This window comes from Streptomyces sp. NPDC008139, assembly GCF_042957025.1.
Classification (GTDB): domain Bacteria; phylum Actinomycetota; class Actinomycetes; order Streptomycetales; family Streptomycetaceae; genus Actinacidiphila.
Genome location: NZ_JBIBHM010000004.1, coordinates 216,332 through 236,700, shown reverse-complemented (window position 1 = coordinate 236,700; position 20,369 = coordinate 216,332). Strand labels below are relative to the sequence as shown.

Annotated in this window: 11 protein-coding genes and 1 pseudogene; 10 read left to right on the top strand and 2 right to left on the bottom strand. The window is 73.9% G+C overall.

Annotated features, from left to right (window positions below; all coding sequences use genetic code 11):
* Nucleotides 1–42: 42 nt before the first annotated feature.
* Entirely contained in the window at nucleotides 43–879 is an 837-nt protein-coding gene (locus tag ACFZBB_RS09990; RefSeq protein ID WP_391119710.1) for a TIM barrel protein, read from the bottom strand.
* Between the two features lie 733 nt (nucleotides 880–1,612).
* On the opposite strand from ACFZBB_RS09990, the gene ACFZBB_RS09985 reads away from it, so the two are divergent.
* From ACFZBB_RS09985 to ACFZBB_RS09945, 9 genes and pseudogenes are all read left to right on the top strand, one after another.
* Entirely contained in the window at nucleotides 1,613–2,659 is a 1,047-nt protein-coding gene (locus tag ACFZBB_RS09985) for a BTAD domain-containing putative transcriptional regulator (RefSeq protein ID WP_391049444.1), read from the top strand.
* 5 nt (nucleotides 2,660–2,664) lie between these two features.
* Nucleotides 2,665–4,974, top strand: a complete 2,310-nt coding sequence (locus ACFZBB_RS09980; protein WP_391119708.1) for a TOMM precursor leader peptide-binding protein — start codon at nucleotides 2,665–2,667, stop codon at nucleotides 4,972–4,974.
* Complete coding sequence (locus tag ACFZBB_RS09975; RefSeq protein WP_391119706.1) at nucleotides 4,971–7,109, top strand: TOMM precursor leader peptide-binding protein; 2,139 nt, start codon at nucleotides 4,971–4,973, stop codon at nucleotides 7,107–7,109. Before ACFZBB_RS09980 ends, ACFZBB_RS09975 begins: the two co-directional genes overlap by 4 nt.
* 138 nt (nucleotides 7,110–7,247) lie before the next feature.
* A complete protein-coding gene (locus tag ACFZBB_RS09970) occupies nucleotides 7,248–8,843 on the top strand; it encodes a nitroreductase family protein (protein ID WP_391119704.1) in 1,596 nt (531 codons plus the stop codon).
* Between the two features lie 125 nt (nucleotides 8,844–8,968).
* On the top strand, nucleotides 8,969–11,776 hold the full coding sequence (locus ACFZBB_RS09965) for a lantibiotic dehydratase (protein WP_391119702.1): 2,808 nt from the start codon (nucleotides 8,969–8,971) through the stop codon (nucleotides 11,774–11,776).
* Nucleotides 11,773–12,942 (top strand): lantibiotic dehydratase C-terminal domain-containing protein, encoded by a 1,170-nt coding sequence (locus ACFZBB_RS09960; protein ID WP_391119700.1) that lies wholly within the window; start codon nucleotides 11,773–11,775, stop codon nucleotides 12,940–12,942. The genes ACFZBB_RS09965 and ACFZBB_RS09960 overlap by 4 nt, the downstream gene beginning before the upstream one ends.
* 1,577 nt (nucleotides 12,943–14,519) lie before the next feature.
* Nucleotides 14,520–15,434: pseudogene (locus ACFZBB_RS09955) on the top strand (ABC transporter ATP-binding protein); the annotation flags it as partial.
* 125 nt (nucleotides 15,435–15,559) lie between these two features.
* Nucleotides 15,560–16,321 (top strand): ABC transporter permease, encoded by a 762-nt coding sequence (locus ACFZBB_RS09950; RefSeq protein WP_188281751.1) that lies wholly within the window; start codon nucleotides 15,560–15,562, stop codon nucleotides 16,319–16,321.
* Complete coding sequence (locus tag ACFZBB_RS09945) at nucleotides 16,318–18,405, top strand: TOMM precursor leader peptide-binding protein (RefSeq protein ID WP_391119698.1); 2,088 nt, start codon at nucleotides 16,318–16,320, stop codon at nucleotides 18,403–18,405. The genes ACFZBB_RS09950 and ACFZBB_RS09945 overlap by 4 nt, the downstream gene beginning before the upstream one ends.
* Nucleotides 18,406–18,512: 107 nt before the next feature.
* Here ACFZBB_RS09945 and ACFZBB_RS09940 read toward each other — a convergent pair whose 3' ends face one another.
* Nucleotides 18,513–18,701, bottom strand: coding sequence for a thiazolylpeptide-type bacteriocin (locus ACFZBB_RS09940; RefSeq protein ID WP_093711265.1), 189 nt, complete (start codon nucleotides 18,699–18,701; stop codon nucleotides 18,513–18,515).
* A gap of 176 nt (nucleotides 18,702–18,877) precedes the next feature.
* Between ACFZBB_RS09940 and ACFZBB_RS09935 the strand changes: the two genes are divergently transcribed.
* On the top strand, nucleotides 18,878–20,365 hold the full coding sequence (locus tag ACFZBB_RS09935) for an amidohydrolase (protein WP_391119696.1): 1,488 nt from the start codon (nucleotides 18,878–18,880) through the stop codon (nucleotides 20,363–20,365).
* Nucleotides 20,366–20,369: the final 4 nt, after the last annotated feature.

The window sequence follows — 20,369 nt, the reverse complement described above, 5'->3', positions numbered from 1 at the left end:
CGGCCCGCGCGTCGGGGACACGCCTCTCCTCGCCTGGCGGGCCTACGGGCGTGGCTGCCTGCCGGGAATCCAGCCGAAGGCGCTGCCCGAGCCGTCGGCGCCCGGCTTGTACTCCAGACCGGTCCAGCCGGTGTAGCCCGCCTTCCGCAAGCGGCCCAGCAGCTCCTCCAGCGGGAGGGTGCCGGTGCCGGGGGCGCCGCGGCCCGGATTGTCGGCGATCTGGACGTGCCCGGTCCTGTCGGCGTAGCGGTCGATGACCTCGGGCAGGTCCTCGCCGTTCATCGACAGGTGGTACAGGTCCAGCAGGAAGCGCGCGTTGTCCAGGCCGGTGGCGGCGTTGACCCGGTCGATGACCTCGACCGCGGCCGGGGCGCTGACCAGCGGACAGCGCGGTGACTCGTGCGCGTTCAGCGCCTCGACGAGCAAGGTGGCGCCGACTCGGTGGGCGGCGCGCGCGGCCAGCACCAGGTTCTCCAGCGCCAGCCCGTCCTGGACCGCGGGGTCGACGCCGTCGACCCGGTTGCCGTACAGCGCGTTCAGCGCGGTGCAGCCGACGGACGCGGCGAAGTCCGCGGCGACGTCGATGTTGGCGCGGAAGCGGTCGGACTCGGCGCCGGGCACCGACAGCGCGCCGCGGTCGGGCCCCGGCAGCTCGCCCGCGTAGAAGTTCAGGCCCACGAGTCGGGTCCCGGCCGCTTCGAGCGCGGACCGCAGCCCGTCGAGCCGGGCCTGATCCGGCGTGGGGTCGTCGGTCCACGGCCACCACAGCTCGACCGCGTCGAAGCCCGCCGCGGCGGCGGCCGCAGGCCGCTCCAGCAGCGGGAGTTCGGTGAACAGGATCGAGAGGTTCACATCGAAGCGCGCGTCGGTGAAGCTCACTAGTGTGCGCTCCTTCCGTATTGCGGAAGTTACTTTCTGTCTTGTGGAACATTGAATCAGTCCCTCAGTGGCTGTCAAGTCTCCGCGGCCCCGTCCGCCGCCGGTCCGCACCCGACCGCCCGTCCGGACCTTCTCCCGTGCGCGCGTCCGCGTGAGATCCGGCCGGCGGCGCCCCTCCGCAGCTCAGGCCGGGCGCGGGTGTCACGGAATGGCGCTGGTCTATTCCTCTGGCGAGCGCGCCCGATCAAAATCCGACAGAAACCTGACACGTAAATCAAAGTCGACCCCGGGGTGACGGGCATAAAGCCGCCCGGTGAGGGGTAAGGAGAATGCCGCTTTACGCTCCCGCAATACTGCGAAGTATGTCCGATTGCTCGCATCCGTACCGGAGGGATACGGTCCGGTGTGTCCCGATTCCGGGAGCGAGTTCACATTTTGGGTACACCGACCCCATCTAACAGACCGGTAACCCGGTGTCACGTGATTTTTCCCTGGACAAGGCAAAGAGTGCTGCCGTACTGTCCTCGGTGACCGCCAATAGGTATGACCCTCAGGGGGATTCTGCCTCACTCCGGCCCACTCCCGCCGGGTGTGACAGCGGTCGTAACGGGGCAACGGGGATGGTGGATTGGTGGTCTGGTCCAACGCGCTCGAAAATAGTGCAGGATTACCAACGGCAAAAGGCGATACGCCGCCGCAGGTAGTCCCGCAGACGCGATTCACGGTACTCGGAATGCTGGCCGTCACCGACGGCAGCGAATCCGCGGTGCTTCAGCCGTCGCGGCCCGCCGCACTCCTGGCCGCATTGCTGCTGAATGCCAATTCCGTCGTCTCCGCCGACTTCCTGCAACGCGTCATCTGGGGCGAGGAGACTCCCGCCCAGGCCAAGTCCGCCCTGCACAGTTGCGTCCTGCGATTGCGCCGGCTGTTCGGCAAATACGGGATCGCGGGCAACACCATCGAAGCCGTACCCGGTGGATACCGGCTCACGGCGGACGCCGCGACCCTCGACCTGGTGCAGTTCCGCGAACTCCTCGACCAGGCGTACGCCACCGAGGAGCCCGACGCCGAATTGCGTCTGCTGCGCTCGGCGCTCGCCCTCTGGCAACCGCCGCTGCTGGCAAACGTCCCCTCCGACCTGCTGCACCGCGACGAACTGCCCCGGCTGCACGAGGAATGGCTGCGCGCGATCGAGCGCGTCTTCGACCTCGAACTGGCATGCGGGCGGCACCGGGAGGCGGTGGCCGAGATCTGGCCGACGGCCCGCGCCCACCCGCTGCACGAGCGGTTCACCGAGCAGTTGATGGAAGCGCTGTACCGCGTCGGCCGCCGCGCCGAAGCGCTCGCCGAGTACCGGCGGGTCAAGAACCACCTCGCGCAGGCCCTCGGCGTGGACCCTGGACCCGCGCTGCAACGCCTCGAACTGGCCATCCTGCGCGGTGAATCCGAGCAGAGCCCGCCGCCGCAGGGCCGGCCGGTGACCCGCGGCGACCCGCGCCCGGCGGCATCCGGAGGCCCGGCGGCGGTCCGTGACGCGGGCGCCGACCCGGTCGCGGGCGAACCCGTCGAGGGCGGTCGCGTCCTGGACAGCCTGGTCGGCGCGGGACTGCTCGAAGAGGGCCCGCGCGGTCTCTACCGGATGCACGAACTCCTGCGGGTGTTCACCCGCGCAGCGGCGGCCGACGGGGTCGGCGGCGCCGCTCCCCCCGGACGTACCGGGCACACCCCCACCCCATCGCAGCGGCCGAGCGCCGTGGAACTGCATCCTACGGAGGCGTGACTGACATGGTGTCACCGTATGACGAGATCGCCGACACCCGGCCGCGGATCCGCCGGGACGTGCTCTACACGCAGACCCCGACCGGCGTGCACTTCCACAACGCGCGCGGCGGCTTCAGCGTCGTCATGCCCTCCGCCTACCGCTTCGCGACGCTGATCGTCCCGCACCTGACCGGCGACCACACGGTGGCCGCGCTCTGCCAGGGCCTCGGCGACAAGCAGCGCGAGATGGTGGTACGGCTGGTAGGCACGCTCTACGCGCGTGGTTTCGCCCGCGACGCCGTCCCCGCGCGGAGCGACACCGAACCGCTCGACCCCGCCGTCACCGAGCGCTTCGCCGCGCAGATCGACTACGTCGACCACTACACCGACGGCGCCGCCGACCGCTTCCGGCGCTTCCGGCAGGCCCGCGTGGCCGTACTCGGCGACGACGCCCTCGCCCGCTGGGCCGTCCTCGGCCTCGTCCGCAACGGCTGCGCCGCCGTCGCCGTGCCGCGCGCCGTCGACAGCCCCGGCAACCGCTTCGCCGAAGTCCTCGACGAGGCACGGGCGTTGCGCGCCGAGAACTGCCCGGTCGAGCTGGACTGGCTGGACGGCCCGGCCGACGCGGAGGGCGCGCCAGGCACGTACGGCTGGGAACACCTCGACGGCTACGACACGGTCCTGGTCACCGGTGAACGAGGCCCCCGGCAGATCGCCCGGCTCCTCGACGCGGGCCTGCCCGCCGGCCGACTGCTGCTCCCCGCCTGGACGTTCGGCGAGTCCGTCGTCATCGGCCCGCTCATGGCGACCGACACCGCCGGTTGCTGGACCTGCGCCGCGCTGCGGCTCGGCGCCAACGGCGAGGCGGGCGCCGCGGCCGACCTGTGGAGCGCGGTCGCTCCCGCTGGGCCCCGCGACAGCGCCGCCCCCGTCGTCGGCGGACCGCTCGCCGCGATGATCGGCAACCTCCTGGCGTACGAGGTCTTCCGCCGCACCACCGGCGTCCTCCCGGCCGAGACGGAGAACCAACTCCTCGTCCAGGACATCGACTCGCTCGACACCGTCGCCGAACCGCTGCTCCCGCACCCGCGCTGCCCGCACTGCGGTACGGCGGCGGCCTCGGAGTCGACCACGGCCTCGGATGCGGCTTCCGCGGGCACCCCGCTCGAACTGGCCTCCCTGGCAAGCGAGTCGGCGGCCGAGGTCGGCGCCGCCGCGTCGCCGCTCGGCGGACCCGTCTCGGACGGCGCGGGCGAGGAGGACGCCGCGCAGGCCGCCCTCGCCGAGATCACCGGACGGTCCGTCCTCGTCCAGCGCAGGACGGGCGTCTTCCAGGCGTACGCCGACGAGGAGTGGGCGCAGACGCCCCTGAAGGTCAGCACCGTCGTGCTCGGCACCGGGCACCGCGCCCGGCGGGAGATCACCGCCTTCGACGTCCACCATGTCGCGGGCGCCCGGCTGCGCGCGCTGTACCGGGCGGCCGAGGTCTACGCGGAGCACGTCGTGCCCGTCCAACAAGCCCTGTCCGGAGCGGAGTTGGAGGCGGCGCGCGGCAAGTGGCGGTCCGTCGATCCGGCCGCGCTGAGCATCACCAGCGGACTCGGCACCGCGGCCGGACTGGTCCCGCGCTGGTGCGCGGCCACCTCGCTGCTCAGCGGCGAGACGCTGCTGGTGCCCGCGGCGGCGCTGCGGCCGTTCGGCCCCGACAACCGCGAGCGGATCGTGGAGGCCACCTCCGCGGGCACCGGCGCGGGCGGAACCCCGGCCGAGGCCGCCACCCGAGGTGTGCTCACCGCGCTCGCCCACGACGCGCTGCGCCGTGCCGTCGGCGGATCGCTCGCCGTACAGCACGTCCGCACCGCCGAGTTGGAGGGCGCGGACGCCGAACTCACCTTCCTCGCCCGCTCGGCCGCCGGGCTCGGCGTCGACCTGGAGATCCTCGACCTCGGCGCCCATGAGGAGCGCGTCCTGCCGGTCGTGCTGGCGCGCGCCGCCGATCCGGCGACCGGACAGGCCCGTTGGGCGGTGGCGGCGGGAGTGCGCTGGCGCGACGCGGCGCTCGACGCCGTACGCGACCTGCTCGGCGCCGTGCAGGTCGGCGGCGCGCCCGACGCGGGCGACCCGCTGCTGGCCGACCTCGCCCCCCGCGCCGTCGCGGTGACCGCCGAGACCCGCGCCGACCTGGCCGCCGCCACCGACTGGCCCACGGTCGCCGACCGCCTGCGCGCCACCGGCCGCGACCTGCTGACCGCCCCCACCCACGCCCCCGACCTGGCCGCGGGCCGCGTCCACACCAACCGCGTCCTGCTCACCACCGCCCCGGACCGGCCATGACCACGGATCTCCTCGCGGACGCGTGCACGGCCCTGGCCGATCGCCTCACCGCCGGCCTGGCGGCCCACGCGCCTGTCGCCGACCCAGGCGCCGGGCCCGCCGCGACCGGTACGCCGGTGGCGGCCGGCGCGCGCGGTCAGTCCGGTGGCGTCGCCGGCACGGAAGACCGTGCCTCGGCGCGGGCCGTACCGACTGTGGACGTCGGCGCGGTCGGCGCGCACGGTCAGTCCGGTGGCGTCGCCGGCACCGCCGGTCCGGCACCGGCGCGGGCCGTACCGGCCGTGGTGGTCAGCGCGCTCGGTGTCCGTGACGAACTGACGTTGCCCGCAAGCGACTTCGACGGTCCGTCGACCGAGGCGGTCGGCGTACACGTCTACGGGCACCACACCGTCGTCGGTCCCTTCGCGCCCGGCGGCCGGGCGGGGTGCGGGCGGTGCCTGGCGCGGCGGTGGCAGAGCGTGCGGGCGCGGGCGCTGCGGGAGGCGCTGGAGACGGGTACGGGCACGCGCGCCGCGGGACGGCCGCCGCGGGCCACGGCCTTCGGGGTCGACGGCCTCGCCGCGCTCATCGCGGCCCACCACGAGCGGGGCGGGGCGGGAGGCGGGCGGACCGGCGGCGACAGCCGTCTGCCGTACGCGTTCCTGGTCGACATGGAGACCCTGCGCGTCACCCGCTTCGCCTTCGTGCCGGACGCCGAGTGCCCCCAGTGCGGGGAGCGCGCCGCCGATACGGCCGAGGGTGCGCGGATCGGCTTCGCGCCGTCGCCGAAGCCCGCGCCCGACGTGTTCAGGGCGCGGCCGGCGGACGACTACGACGTGCCGTTCGAGGCGTTCGTGAACCCGGCGGCGGGCATGCTCGGCCCCTCGGTCGTGCCCGATCTGATCTCGGCCTCCACGTCCTCGACGGTCGGCTCCTTCCTCCTGCGGTCCGGCGACTACTTGCGCGAGTGCTTCTGGGGCGGCCACACCCCGCGCTACCGCTCCAGCGAACGCGTCGGCCTGCTCGAAGGACTTGAGCGATTCGCCGGGATGCGCCCGCGCGGCAAACGGACGGACGTCACCGCCGCGTACAGCGAACTCGCCAGCGGCGAAGCCGTGTTGGACCCGCGCACCTGCGGCCTGTACACCGACGACTTCCACCGTGCCGAGCCCGGCGTACGCCCCTTCGACCCCGAGCGGCCGATCCCATGGGTCTGGGGCTGGTCGCTGCGCGACCAACGGCCGGTGCTCGTACCGGAGATCCTGGCGTACTACCACGCGCCCGGCGGCTTGGAGAACCGCTTCGTACAGGAGAGCTCCAACGGCTGCGCGTCCGGCGGGAGTCTGGCCGAGGCCGTGTACTTCGGACTGATGGAGGTCGTCGAGCGCGACGCGTTCCTGCTCGGCTGGTACGCGAAGGCGCCGCTGCCCGAGATCGACGCGAGCGGCAGCGGCAGCCCCGAGACCCGCGCGATGATCGACCGGCTTGCGATGTACGGCTACCGGGCCCGGTTCTTCGACACCCGCGTCACCTTCCCGATCCCGGTCGTCACGGCCGTCGCGGAACGGATCGACGGCGGCCTCGGCCGGCTCTGCTTCGGCGCGGGCGCGGGCCTCGACCCGGAGGCGGCGCTCGCGGCCGGACTGTGCGAGATCGCCACCGACGCGGTCAACCTGCGCCGCAGGACCGCCCGCGACGAACCGCGACTGCGCGCCCTGGCCGCCGACTTCGACCGCGTCCAGGTGCTGCACGACCATCCGCTGCTCTACGGGCTGCCCGAGATGGCCGCCCACGCCGACTTCCTGCTGCGCGGCGACGACCGGCCGCGCGTGGCGCTGGGCGACCTCACCACGACCGGGGTCGGCGCCGTACCGCCCGCCGATGACCTCGCCGACGACGTCGCCGCCTGCGTCGAGGCGGTCGCCAAGGCCGGGTTCGACGTCATCGCCGTCGACCAGACCATGCCGGAACAGCGGGCGCTCGGCTTCCACACGGCCGGAGTCATCGTGCCGGGCCTGCTGCCCATCGACTTCGGCTGGCGCCGCCAACGCGCACGCCATATGAGCAGGACACGGACCGCGCTGCGGGAAGCGGGGCTGCGCGAGCGGGACTTGACGGCCGACGAGCTCAACCAGGCGCCGCATCCGTTCCCTTGAGCCGCCCGCCGCCCGCCGCCCGCCGTCCCCGCAGCTTCACGGAGACCCCGACCGAGCCCCGAGCCCCGACCCGAGACCCCGACCGAGCCCCGAGCCCCGAGACCTGAGCCCCGACCGTCGACCGAGAGAGGAACGCCCGTGGGATTCGCCCATGAGTACGCGACCGCCATCGTCCGGCGGGGCCGGTATCCCATGGAACCCGCCGACTTCGTGCCCGACTGGGCGGACCGGCCGAGGAAGGGCAAGCACTTCCCCGGCGCGGAGACCTTCCCGCTCCCGCGCGACGAGGCACCGGCCGAAGCCACCGTCCAGCAGGGCCTGTTCGGCCCGCGCGGCACCGGCGCCTTCACCCTGCCGCTGCTCGCGGGGATGCTCCAGGAGTCCTACGGCCTGGTCGGCAGGCGTCTTGCCGTACAGGCCAACTCCGACCTCGGCACCCTGCCGATGTACACCCAGGCCAACTGGTCGCGCGGCACCGCCTCGGGCGGCGGCCTCTACCCGATCGGCGTGCACTGGGTCAGCGGCCCCTCCGGTCCGCTCACACCCGGCGTGTACTACTACTCGACGCCCCACCACCACATGCGGCGGCTGCTCGCAGGGGACGCCACGGCGGAGGTCCGCGCCGCGCTCGGCGGCCGACTCGGCGCGGACTGCGACCAGTTCCTCGTCCTCGGCGTGCGCTTCTGGCAGAACGCCTTCAAGTACAACAGCTTCAGCTACCACGTCGTCACGATGGACATCGGCGCGCTGCTCCAGACCTGGCGGATCTGGGCGCGGGCCCGCGGACTGCACATCGGCGCCGCGCTGTGGTTCGACGAGGCCCGGCTCGGACGGCTGCTCGGCCTCGGCCAGGACGAGGAGGGCGTCTTCGCCGTCGTACCGCTGACCTGGGACGGCGCCCCGTCGGCGGCCCCGGCGCTTCCGGCCGGCGACCCGCCGACCGCGCCACGGGTCCGCCACGCCGACCAGGAGCGCTCCCGCACCACCATGACGTTCGAGACCGTACGCCGGATGCACGCGGCGACTCTCGACGGCGCCGCGGACCGGCCGGCCCCCGGAACGCTGGACACCGCGCTCGCGCTGCCCGTGCCCGAGGGCGGCGAGCGGACCGCGCTGCCCGCCCCCCGGCCCCTCGACACCCCCGTCGGGCAGGCGCTGCGGGCCCGGCGCAGCAGCTTCGGCCGCTTCCAGGCCGTCCGCCCGCTGCCCGCCGACGCGCTGTCGACCGTACTGGCCGCGGTCGACGCGGCGAGCAGCCTCGACACCGACACCGAGACCCCCGGCGCCCCGCCCCTCAGCCGCGCCTACGTCTTCGTCAACCATGTGGCGGGCATCGCGCAGGGCAGTTACCTCTACGACCGGGAACACCGTTCGCTGCGGCTGGTCAAGGCCGGGGCGCCGGGCGAATTCCTCCAGCGCAACTACTTCCTCGCCAACTACAACCTGGAGCAGGCCGGGGCGGTGATCGTGCCCGTCGCCCGCACCACCGCCGTGCTCGACGCGGTCGGCGACCGCGGCTACCGGCTGGTCAACGCCGTGATCGGCGCCGTCTCGCAGGCCGTCTACACCGCGTCCGCCGCGGCCGGGCTCTCCTGCGGCGTCGCGCTCGGCTTCGACGCGATCTCCTTCACCGAGGAGTTGGCGCTCGACCAGACCGGCGAAGTGCCGCTGCTGATCATGATGATCGGCCACGAACGGCCCCGCCCGGCCGACTTCCGCTACGAGATCGCCTGACCCGGCGGCAACGGCCGCTGACGGCAGCCGAGTCCGAAACCCCGCACGACCCCGCACGACCTCACACGGCCCCGGGGGCCCGAGGACCGCAGGGGCCTTACGACCGCAGGACAGAAAGGAGCGGCATGAGCGTGATCGCCGACGCGCAGGACACCGAGGCGCCACGGAGTTGGCTGCTGCACCGCCGCTTCATGCTGCGGGTGGCGGGACTGCCGGTCGAGGCCGTCCACCGGCTGCGCTGCCCCGACACCCGGCGCTGGGCCGACCGCGTGCTCGCCGCCGAGGAGCGACTGGCCGCGCTCGCCGCCGAGTTGAGCGACCCGCTGACCGTCCTGGTCAAGGCCACCGAGGACGACACCGAGCGGCGCGCGGTGCTCGCGCTGCGCCGCCAGGTCCATAACGACCGGCTGCCGCGCGATCCGGACGCCGTACGGGACCTCGCCGCCGCGCTCGGCGGCCCGACCGGCGAACTCCTCACCGACTGGTTGGAGTCCCGGCTCGGGCTTGAGCAACTGCGCGGCGACGGAGGTCCGTTGCTCGACCGGGACCTGGCCGCGAGCCGCGCGGAGCTGCGCGGCCTCGCAGGCGAGGAGCGGCTGCGGCTCGCCCTCGCCCTGGCCTCGCCGACGCTGGACGGCCAGCTCGACGCGTTCATCGCCGACCGCGCCGCCGTACCGGACAAGCGGACCAGGAAGAAGGAGCGCTCGCTGCTGGCGTACCTCTACAGGACCGCCTGCAAGACCAGCCCGTTCAGCACCTTCACCGCGGTCGCCGAGGGCCGGTTCCGCGAGGTCGGGCCGGAGGTGCGGACCGGCGGCGACTGGACCAGCCACCCCCGGCTGAACGTCGTGGTGCTCGCCAGGCTCGCCGAGCTGATCGGCGCCGACGACACGCGGCGCGGCGACCTCCCCGTCGCCCTGTCGGCGGGCTGGGAACTGGACGAGAACCGGATCCGCTACGTACGCCGCTCGGTCACCGCGGGCGACGACAGCGCCGCCGTCAGCTTCGACGCGGCCCACGACCGGCTCTTCTTCCTGCGCCACAGCGACATCCTGGAGCGGATGATCGCCCTGTTCCACGGCGAAAAGCCCGTCAGATACGCCGAGTTGACGGCCTGGCTCGCGGCGGAGACCGGAGCGAGCCGGGACGAGGCGGCGCACTACGCCGCGACCCTGCTCGACCTCGGCATCCTCCAGATGACCGGCCTCGCCACCGATGTGCACGCCCCCGACCCGCTGCGGTCCTTCCAGAGCGCCCTGCGCGGCCTCGGCCGCGACTGGGCCGACGCCGTCGCCGACCGGCTCGACGCCCCGGCCGCCCGCGTCGACGCCTGGGCCACCGCCGACGTGCCCACCCGGCGCGCGCTGCTCGCCGGGCTGCGCCGTGACCTGACCGCCCTCCAGACCGAATTGGGCGCCGCCGCGCCGTCGTTGCCGCAGACCCTGCTCTACGAGGACGTCCGCGAGGACGCGGTCGAGGCCGACGTCACGCAGTGGACGGAGCTGGCCGCCGCGCCGCTGCACGCCCTGACCGGCATGCTGCCCGCCTTCGACGTGGCCCTCCCGCAGCGCCTGGTCCTCAAGGGCTTCTTCCTGGCCCGCTACGGCCGCGGCGGCCGGTGCGACGACCTGCTGCGGCTCGTCCACGACTTCCACGAGGACATCTTCACGCAGTACCTCCAGTTCACCTCGATGAAGTCGCCCTGGGCGGCCGACGGCGGCCACGCGCCGGAGGAGAACTGGCTCGGCATGCCCGAGGTCACCGCGGTGGACCGGGCCCGCGCCGAATTCACCCGCCGGATGCGCGACGCCTGGGCCGCGTATGCGGCGACACCCGGCGGCGAACTGCGCCTGGACGAGGACACGGTGGCCGCCGTCACCGCCGAACTCGCCCCGCTGGGCACGTCTTTCGCCCCGCACAGCCACTTCCTGCAACTCGCCCGCCGCCCCGAGGACCCGCTGGTGGTGCTCAACAACTCCTACGGCGGCCTGTCCTTCCCCTTCACTCGCTTCACGCACTGCTTCGACGCGGCGCCTGAGAACGGCGACGCGGCGGCGGACGGCGGCGACGCCGCACCCGGCGGCCTCACCGACCGGCTGCGCGAGACCCTGCGTGAATGGCAGCCGCCCGGCGCGGTGTTCGCCGAGATCACCGCCGGGTCCGCCACCACCAATCTCAACCTGCACGGACGGCTCACCGACCACGAGATCGTCTGCCCCGGCGAGAGCAGCACCGTGCCCGCCGCCGGCCGGATCGACCTGGACGACCTGTACGCGGAACACGACCCGGTCGACGACCGGCTGGTGCTGCGGTCCCGGCGGCTCGGCCGCGAGGTCGTCCCGCTCTACCTCGGCTACCTCGTCCCGATGGTGCTGCCCGAGGTGCCGCGCACGCTGCTGCTCTTCTCGCCGACCTCCCGCGCGGCGGTCGACGTGTGGCGCGGCGTACCCGCGGGTCCCGAGCGCGACGGCGTCACCGCGCGGCCCCGGGTCCGCTTCCGGAGCCTGGTGCTGCACCGCAGGTCGTGGACGGCGGCGCCCGGCGCGCTGCCCGCCCGCGAACCGGGCCTGGACGAGGCCGGGTTCTATCTGCGCTGGCAGCGCTGGCGGCGCGACCACGGGCTGCCCGACCGGGTGTTCGCCACCGTCCACGAGGAGAAGGCCGACGACGCGAGCGGCTTCGGCGCGGTCTTCGGCGGCTCCAAGCCGCAATTCGTCGACTTCGACAGCCCGTTGTCACTGATCGCGCTCGACGGGCTGACCGGCGGCGGCCGTACCAGGACCGTCTTCGAGGAAATGCTGCCGGGCGAGCAGGAGTTGCACGTCCGCTCCCCGCGCGGCCACCACGTGGCGGAACTGGCCGTCGAAATCGTCCCCCGCGCGGCGGAACCGGCCGCGGCGGGCCACCACGGAAGGCAGGACAGCTCCGTATGACCACCTCCGGGGCGCGATCCGCCCCCGTCACCGGCCCGCGCCCGACACCGCGGTCCGCGCCCGAATCCGCGGCCGTGCCCGCACCGGCAGGCGCTTCGGGGCGCGGCGACTGGCAGGCGTTCCACGTCTTCTACGCCGCCAGCCCCCGCCCCTTCCTGCTCCAGTGCGTGCGCCCGCTGGTCGAAGGGCTCACCCGCGACGGCCTGTTGAGCGGCTACTTCTTCATCAACTACTGGCTGGAGGGCCCGCACATCAGGGTGCGGCTGCGCCCCTCGTCACCGCAGGCCGCACCCGTGGTGACCGCGCGCGCCACCTCCGCCGTCGACGCCTTCCTGCGCAAGCGCCCCGCGCTCTACGAGGTCAAGGGCGGCTTCCTCGCCGACCTGTACAACACCCTCTTCGAGCTGGAGTTCCCCGGCGGTGAGCGCAACGGCCTGGTCGACGAGGAGGGCCGCATGCGCCTGCGGCCCAACAACTCCTTCAGCCCCGAGCCCTACGAGCCCGAGTACGGGAAGTACGGCGGCCCGGCCGGGGTCGAACTGGCCGAGTGGCACTTCCAGCGCTCCAGCGACCTGGTCATCGACGCGCTCGCCACCATGAACCTGCACTTGCGGACCGTACTGCTGGGCGTATCGGCCCAGTTGATGATGACCATGTCCGGGTGCCTGCTGCGCGACGACACCGCGCTGCTGGAATTCCTCGACCGGTACCACGAGTTCTGGAACTCCGCCTTCTCCGGCACCAACTACACCGCCCAGGACGGCTACGACCGCGCCTACGGCACGATGGAGGCGCTGCCCAAGCGCTTCCAGGAGATCCGCGCGGCGGTCGCGGAGCCCGCGCCCGAGCGGCTGCCGAAATTCCTCGCCGGGTGGGCCGAACACTGCCTGGAGCTGCGCGAACGCGTCGTGGCCCTGGCGGACGGCGGCGACCTGGTCTTCCGCTCCTGGGACGGCACCCGCGACCTGCCGGTCACCGACCCCGGCCAGGCGCTGCCGATGCTGCTGTCGCCGTACATGCACATGACCAACAACCGGCTGTCCGTCACCGTCCGCGACGAGGCGTTCCTGTCGTACGTCCTGGCCCGCGCGCTGCGCGAACCCCGGACGCCGCCCGGCGCCGAGTCCGACGACCGGTCCGAGCCGCAGCCCTCGGCGGCGCCATGACCACCGGCGGCCTGCTCGAACTGCGGCCCGCGCTGCGCCCCGGCATCCTGGTCGGCCCCGCCCTGATGCGCGGCCCTGCCCTCGTCCATCTGCTCAAGGACCCGGTCACCGGGGTACGGCTCGAAGTCGGCGCCAAGGAGCACTTCATCATCGCCCGGCTCGACGGCAGCCGGTCGCTCGCCGAGATCGGCACGGAGTACGCGGACCGGTTCGGCGCGCGGCTCGGCGACGCGCAGTGGCAGCAGATGCTGCGGCTGCTGTCGACCCGTCAGCTTCTCGACGGCGGCGGCCGGGCGGTCGTCATGCCGGTCGCCGCCAGTGCCCAACCGGCTTTCAAGTCAACGCTGTTGAGCGGGAAGACGCGTATGGTCGCGGACGCCCCCGCGCTCATGGACACCCTGCACGGTGCCACCGCCTTCGCCCGCAGGCGCGCCGTCCTGCTCCCGCTGCTCGCGCTGGCCGTCGCCGTCCTCGCCCTCGTCGGCCTCCGCTTCGGCGAACTGGCCGACCAGACCCGGCGCCTGTACGACCAGCCGGTCGCGCTCGCCGCCGTCGGCTGTGTGCTGTGGGTCAGCCTCGGCCTGCACGAACTGGCCCACGGGCTGGTCGCGCGGGCGTACGGGCTGCGGGTCGGGGAGATCGGGCTCCGCCGGGTCTGGGGCTTCATGACGTACCTCTACTGCGAGGTGCACGACGTCCAGTTCCTCGACCGGCGCGGGCGTCAGGTCGCCGTCGCGGCGGCGGGCGCCGTCATGAACCTCCTCTTCCTCGCGCCCTTCTGGCTCGTCTGGGCCCTTCTGCCGGAACACGCCCAGGCCCTCCCCTTCTTCGGCGGCCTCATCCTCCTCGGCACCGCCATGGCCCTTCTCAACCTCCTCCCGCTCCCGCCGCTCGACGGCTACAAAGCCCTCGGCTACACCCTGGGCACGCTCCAACTGGCCACCGAGAGCCGCCAGTTCCTCGGCGTGACCGCGCGTGCCCTGCTCGGGCGGAGGGCCGACTCCGGCGGGGACGGCGCGGCTGCCGCTGCCGCGACGACAAGCCGGCCCGGCTCGGGCCGGAACGCCCGCGCGCGGCTCGCCGCCTACCCCACGCGGCTGCGCGTCATCTACGGCGGATACGCCGCGTGTTGCGCGGTGCTGGCCCTGGCGGCGCTCGCCGTGGCCGGACTGCTGTGCCGCGCGGCGCTGCCGGACGACTGGCGGACCTGGACCCCGTACCTCCCGGTGGCCCTGGTCGCCGCGGCCCTCCTCCTGCGCCTGCTCGGCCTGCGCGCCGCGGCCATGCGCGAGGGGGCGCTCGCGCGTCGGACGCCGGGGGAGACGGCTGACCTCCGGCCGGGCAGCGGCTCCGAGACGACCGTCTCGGGCACCGTCGGCGCGGGAGTGTCGGCACCCACCGGTTCACCGGCCGGGCGGCGGGAGTCCGCGGCCGACGGGGCGCGACCGTCCGGCGTGGCGCACGCCCTGCCGTCGTCCGCGACGACCGCCTCGGGCGCCGCGGGCGCGGCGGCGGGCGCGAAGGACTTTGAACGGCCCGCGTCAGCGGGGACACCTCAGGAGCGGGAGAAAGGCGACATGAAACGAACCGCACGTCCGACGGGGCCGGCGATCGAACTGGTCGGGGTCAGCAAGCGGTACGGCGAGGTGCACGCGCTCGACGGGGTGTCGCTGACGGTCGAGCAGGGCGAGTTCTTCGGCGTTCTCGGGCCCAACGGGGCCGGAAAGACCACGCTCGTGGAGATCGTGGAGGGGATGCGGAAGGCCGACGCGGGCAAGGTCGCCGTGTTCGGCCAGAGCCCGTGGCCGCGGAACATCGCGCTGCTGCGGCGGATCGGGGTGCAGACCCAGGCGTCGGCCTTCTTCACGCGGCTGACCGCGTGGGAGCACCTGGAGACGGTCGCCGCGCTCCAGGGCGTGGACCGCGCCGCCGCGCGGCACGCGATGGACCTGGTCGGGCTGCGGGACAAGGAGCGCAGCCGGGTCGACGACCTGTCGGGCGGCCAGCGGCAGCGCCTGGCGCTGGCCACCGCGCTGGTCCACGAGCCCGACCTGATCTTCCTCGACGAGCCGACCGCCGCGCTCGACCCCGAGGCGCGCCGCGCCCTGTGGTCGGTGCTGCGGGACCTGCGGGGCGAGGGCCGCACCATCGTCTACACCACGCACTACCTGGACGAGGCGGAGGCGCTGTGCGACCGGGTGGCGATCATCGCCGACGGCCGCGTGGTGGCGCTCGACAGCCCCGGCTCGCTGATCAGGTCGATGGCCGCGCCCGCGCGGCTGCTGATCCCCGCAGGCCGGATCACGCTCGACCAGGCGCGCGCCGTCGAGGGCGTCGACCGGGCGTTCCTTGAGGGCGCCGAGGTCGTCGTCGAGACCCGGCACGCCAACCGGGTACTGGTCGCGCTCGGCGAGTTCGTCGACATGGACGCGATCCAGACCAGGACCGCGACCCTGGAGGACGCGTATCTGCGGCTGACGGGACCGGGAGCCGGGGGAGCCGGAAAGGCGGAAGCCTCGGGCCCCGACACCGGGACCGGCCCCGACACCGGGACCGGGACCGACCTCGACACCGGGACCGCCACCACGACGGCCGCCGTCGGAACGGAGCACCGTCCATGACCACCACCACCGCCTACTCCGCGCTGACCAGGGCCACATACCTGGCGTCGATACGCGACCGCACCACCGTCTTCTTCACCTTCGCCTTCCCGCTGGTCTTCCTGGTCGTCTTCGGACTGCTCTTCCGCGGCCAGTCGGTCGACGGGGGCCTGGCGTACATCAACTACGTGGCACCCGGCGTGCTCTCGTGGGGCGTCGGCAACGCGGCGCTGTTCGGCCCGGCCTTCGCGCTGATGCACTGGCGGCGCGACGACATCCTGCGGCTGATCTGGCGTACGCCGACGCCGCTGCCCACCGTCCTCGCCTCGCGCTTCGTGGTCGCCGTCGTGGTCGGCCTGTCGCAGGCGGTGCTGTTCACGGCGGTCGCGCTGCTGCCCTTCTTCGGCCTTCACCTGGACGGGAGTTGGCCGCTCGCGCTGCCGCTGCTGGTCTTCGGCGTCGCCGCCTTCCTGGCGATGGGCCTGGTCGTCGGCAGCCTCGCCGACACCCCGGAGGCGGTCGCCGCCATCGCCAACTGCGTGATGGTGCCGATGGCGTTCCTGTCCGGCTCCTTCTACCCGGCGGACCTGCTGCCCGGCTGGATCCAGACCATGTCGTGGGTGCTGCCGCTGCGTTACCTCGACCACGGACTCACCGATGTGCTGGCGGGGCGCGCCGACTTCGCCTCGCTCGCCGTCGACTGCGGCGGCCTGGCCGCATTCACCGTCGTCTTCGGGCTGATCGCCGCCCGCACCTTCCGCTGGAGCAACCGGACATGAGCCTCGACACCGCGGTACGGCCCGCTCACGTGCCCGAGGTCCCCGGGCAGACGCCGCTGGAGTCCGCGGGCCGCGACCTGGAACGGCGGCTGGCCGCGCGGGCCGCCCGCGCCACCGCGCCCGCGCCCAGGACCGCCGTCGTCGGCGGCACCGACGTGCTGCGCCCGGAACCGGCCGAGACCGCAGGGCAGCGCGCCCGCGCCACCGTGCACCTGACCGCCGACGCCGTGCTCATCGGCCCCTGGGGAGGCTCGCCCGCCGAGGCCGCCTGTGGCACCTGCCTGGCCATCCGCTGGCAGCGGCTGCGCACCCGTACCGAACGCGAAGCGCTGGAGACGGGCCTCGCCCGTACCGCCGCCGGGCGCTGGCCCGTGCTGCCCGACTTCACGGTCGACGCGGTCTGGGCCCTCTACGAACTGACCCTCGGGCGGAAGGCGGGGACCGGTTCAGAGACCGGGGCCGGAACCGGCGGCCACGACCTGCCCCGGGTCACCCGGTACGACCTGGAGACCGGCCTCGTCCAGACCGTGCCGCTGCTCGCCGATCCGCTGTGCCCGCACCCGCACGGCGCACCGCCCGCGACGACCGCACCGACCGGCCCCGACCTGCCAGCAGCCGACGCAGCGGGCCGCCACGTATCCGGTACCGGCCCGTTCGGGCCCCACCCGTCCGGGCCCCGATCCTTCCTCGCCGCCGGGCCGGAGGCCGAGCCCTTTCCCGTCTCGCGGCACAAGCCCACCCCCGACAGCTACCGGCTGCGGTCACCCGGCGCGTACGCCCTGCCGACCGCCGCGCTCGCCAACCCCGTGTGCGGTGTGCTCGGCGCGGGCACCTGGAGCGATGTCACCTCGCCGACCACCGCGCCCGTCGCGGGCAGCGTCTTCATGCGCGGTTACGCCGGCCTGACCGACGTCACGTGGAGCGGCCAGGCCAACTCCTTCGCGCACAGCAGGGACTTGGCGTTCCTCGAAGGGCTGGAGCGGTACGCGGGCACCCACCGCAGGGAGACCGGCGGCATCGTCACCGACTCGTACGACAACCTCGGCGACGCGGCCCTCGACCCGCGCGACTGCGGGCTCTACACGCCGGAGACCTACGCCGCCGACCCGATGATCGCGCCCTTCGACCCGGCGCGGCCGATCCCGTGGGTACGCGGCTGGTCGCTGCGCGACGAGCGGGAGGTGCTGGTCCCGGCCCGGCTGGTCTACTACAGCGCGGGCACCGCCGCCGACCACTTCGTCTTCGAGTGCTCCAACGGCTGCGCGATCGGCAGTTGCCTGGAGGAGGCCGTGCTGTTCGGCCTGCTCGAACTCATCGAGCGCGATGCGTTCCTGCTCGGCTGGTACGGCAACGCCCGGCTCACCGAGATCGACCTCGGCTCCTGCCGCAGCCCGGTGGTGCGCGCCATGACCGACCGCGCCGCGCTGTGCGGCTACGACGTGCACGCCTTCGACAACCGCATCGACCTCGCCGTGCCGGTCGTCACCGGCCTCGCCGTCCGCCGCGACGGCGGCCCCGGCACGCTCGCCTTCGCCGCGGGCGCCGCCTTCGACCCGGAGACCGCGGTGGAGTCGGCGGTCTCCGAGATCCTGACGTATCTCCCGCACCTGCCACGGCAGGTGACGGAGCGTCCGGCCGAACTGGAGGCGATGGCCGAGGACTTCGACCTCGTCCGCCGACTCCCTGACCACGCGGCCCTGTTCGGCCTGCCGCGGATGAGGGAGCACGTCGGCAGTTACCTGGAGCCGCCCGCCGTAAGGCCGTTGGACGAGGTCTACGCGCGGTGGGAGCGGGACCGGCCGCGCGGGCTCGACCTGCGCGACGACGTCCTGTGGTGCCGGGACGAACTGGCGCGCGCCGGATGCGATGTCGTCGTGGTCGACCAGTCCACCCCGGAGCAGCGGCGGATGGGCCTGCGGACGGTCTGCACGCTCGCGCCCGGGCTGCTGCCGATCGACTTCGGCTGGCCCCGGCAGCGCGCGCTGACCATGCCCCGGCTGCGTACCGCGCAGCGCCGTGGTGGCCTGCGCCCCGACGACCTGCGCGACGACGAGGTGCGCCGCGTGCCGCACCCGTTCCCGTAGGAATCCCAGAGGAATCTTCGAGGCAACCGACGATGACGACGCCGCGACATGACTACTCCGCGGACCGGGGAGGCCGGTCCGCGGAGCGTGAAGCGGGTGGTGGCTCGTCAGGCGGTGCAGCTCGTGGTGCTGGTGGTGCTGGAGCAGGTGCTGGTGCTGGAGCAGCTCGTCGACGAGCCGAGCATGACCTCGCTGGCGTCCGAGTAGTCGGTGATCTCGAAGGTCTCCGACTCGAGCTCCAGGATCTCCTGGGCCAGGGAGGCGAGCGGCGTGTCCAGCTTGGAGATGTCAGCCATGATGACTCCTTCTCAGCAGGGAGCGCGGTCCGCGACGGACCGGCCCCATCTTTCTACGCGCGTCCACTGGCGAATCACCCTGCCGCCCGCTGTCATCCCGCTTGCACCGCCCGCCGCCCCTGTCACGTGACCCGCATTCCGGCACCCCCGCCCCCGACCCCCGCCCGGAGCGCCCGATGAACCCGCCGACCGGACCCGCGCCCGTATCCGGACCCCCCTCCGTACCCACGTCCCAAGCCGCACAAGGAGCCGGACCCGTACCCACGTCCGGACCCCCGCCCGTATCCGCGCCCGTCTCAGGAACCGTCTCCGACGCCGTCCTGACCCGCGCCGCCGAGCTGTATCTCGACCTGCACCGGCACCCCGAGCTGTCCGGGTCCGAGGAGCGCACCGCCGCCCGCTTCGCCGCCGCGCTCAGGGCCGCCGGACTGCGCGTCGAGCGCGGCGTCGGCGGCCACGGCGTGGTCGGGGTGCTGGCCAACGGCCCCGGCCCCGTCGTCATGCTCCGCGCGGAGCTGGACGCCCTCCCCGTACGCGAGAACACCGGCCTGGCGTACGCCAGTTCCGCCACCGCCGCAGGACCCGACGGCGCCCCCGTCCCCGTCATGCACGCCTGCGGCCACGACATGCACCTGGCGTGCGCGGCGGGCGCGGCGGCGTCGCTCGCGGGGGCCGCCGACCGGTGGCAGGGCACGCTCGTCGTCGTCGGCCAGCCGGCCGAGGAGACGCTCAGCGGCGCCGCCGCCATGCTCGCCGACGGCCTCTACCGGCGCTTCCCCGTGCCCGACGACGTCCTCGCGCAGCACGTGGTGCCGCTGCCCGCGGGCATGGTCGCGCACGCGCAGGGCCCGCTGCTCGCGGGCAGCGTCACCCTGGAGATCGTGCTGTACGGCCGCGGCGGCCACGCCTCCACACCGCAGTTCGCCGCCGATCCGGTGATCACGGCGGCGGCCGTCGTCCTGCGCCTCCAGACCGTCGTGTCCCGTGAGACGGGTCCCGGCGAGCCGCTGGTGCTCACGGTCGGCTCGGTACGGGCGGGCACGCCCGGCGCGGGGAACGTCATCGCGGACTCCGCGACCCTCCAGGTGACCGTGCGGGCCTTCTCCGACGCCGCGCTCGACCGGGCCGTGGCCGCCGTCCACCGGATCGCGCGCGCCGAGTCCGCCGCCTCGCCCGACCCGCAGCCGCCCGCCCCCGACCTGCGCGTCCTGTCCCGTTCCTGCCCCACCGTGCCCGACGCCGAGCTGACCACCGCCGTGCGCCGCGCCCACGAGGCCGCCTTCGGTCCGCAGCGCGTCACCCGCTGGCAGCCGTCGACGGCCACGGAGGACTTCGCGCTGTACGGCGACGCGGGCCGCGCGCTGCACGGCGTGCCGGGGATACGCACCGGCTACTGGATGCTCGGCGCGGTCGGCCCCCGGCAGTGGGTCGAGGCGGGCCGCGGCGACACGGACACGGCCGGACGGCTGGCGGCGCTGCCGCCGAACCACTCGCCGCGCTTCGCCCCGCATCCCCGCCTCACCCTCGAAGCGGGTATCGCGGCGATGGCTGTGGCGGTACAGGCCCGTATGCCGTCGGTTAAGGTCGCATCGACCGCGTCGAGCGTATCGACGACGCCGTCCCGGCAGGACCGTCCGGCAGGGCGGGGGACGGCGGGCACGTAGCGCA

Bases quoted from the DNA above. Each gene is read 5' to 3' on its own strand.
- ACFZBB_RS09935 (WP_391119696.1), top strand. From the start codon at position 18,878: ATGAACCCGCCGACCGGACCCGCGCCCGTATCCGGACCCCCCTCCGTA.
- ACFZBB_RS09965 (WP_391119702.1), top strand. From the start codon at position 8,969: ATGAGCGTGATCGCCGACGCGCAGGACACCGAGGCGCCACGGAGTTGG.
- ACFZBB_RS09975 (WP_391119706.1), top strand. From the start codon at position 4,971: ATGACCACGGATCTCCTCGCGGACGCGTGCACGGCCCTGGCCGATCGC.
- ACFZBB_RS09960 (WP_391119700.1), top strand. From the start codon at position 11,773: ATGACCACCTCCGGGGCGCGATCCGCCCCCGTCACCGGCCCGCGCCCG.
- ACFZBB_RS09985 (WP_391049444.1), top strand. From the start codon at position 1,613: ATGCTGGCCGTCACCGACGGCAGCGAATCCGCGGTGCTTCAGCCGTCG.
- ACFZBB_RS09945 (WP_391119698.1), top strand. From the start codon at position 16,318: ATGAGCCTCGACACCGCGGTACGGCCCGCTCACGTGCCCGAGGTCCCC.
- ACFZBB_RS09950 (WP_188281751.1), top strand. From the start codon at position 15,560: ATGACCACCACCACCGCCTACTCCGCGCTGACCAGGGCCACATACCTG.
- ACFZBB_RS09980 (WP_391119708.1), top strand. From the start codon at position 2,665: ATGGTGTCACCGTATGACGAGATCGCCGACACCCGGCCGCGGATCCGC.
- ACFZBB_RS09940 (WP_093711265.1), bottom strand. From the start codon at position 18,701: ATGGCTGACATCTCCAAGCTGGACACGCCGCTCGCCTCCCTGGCCCAG.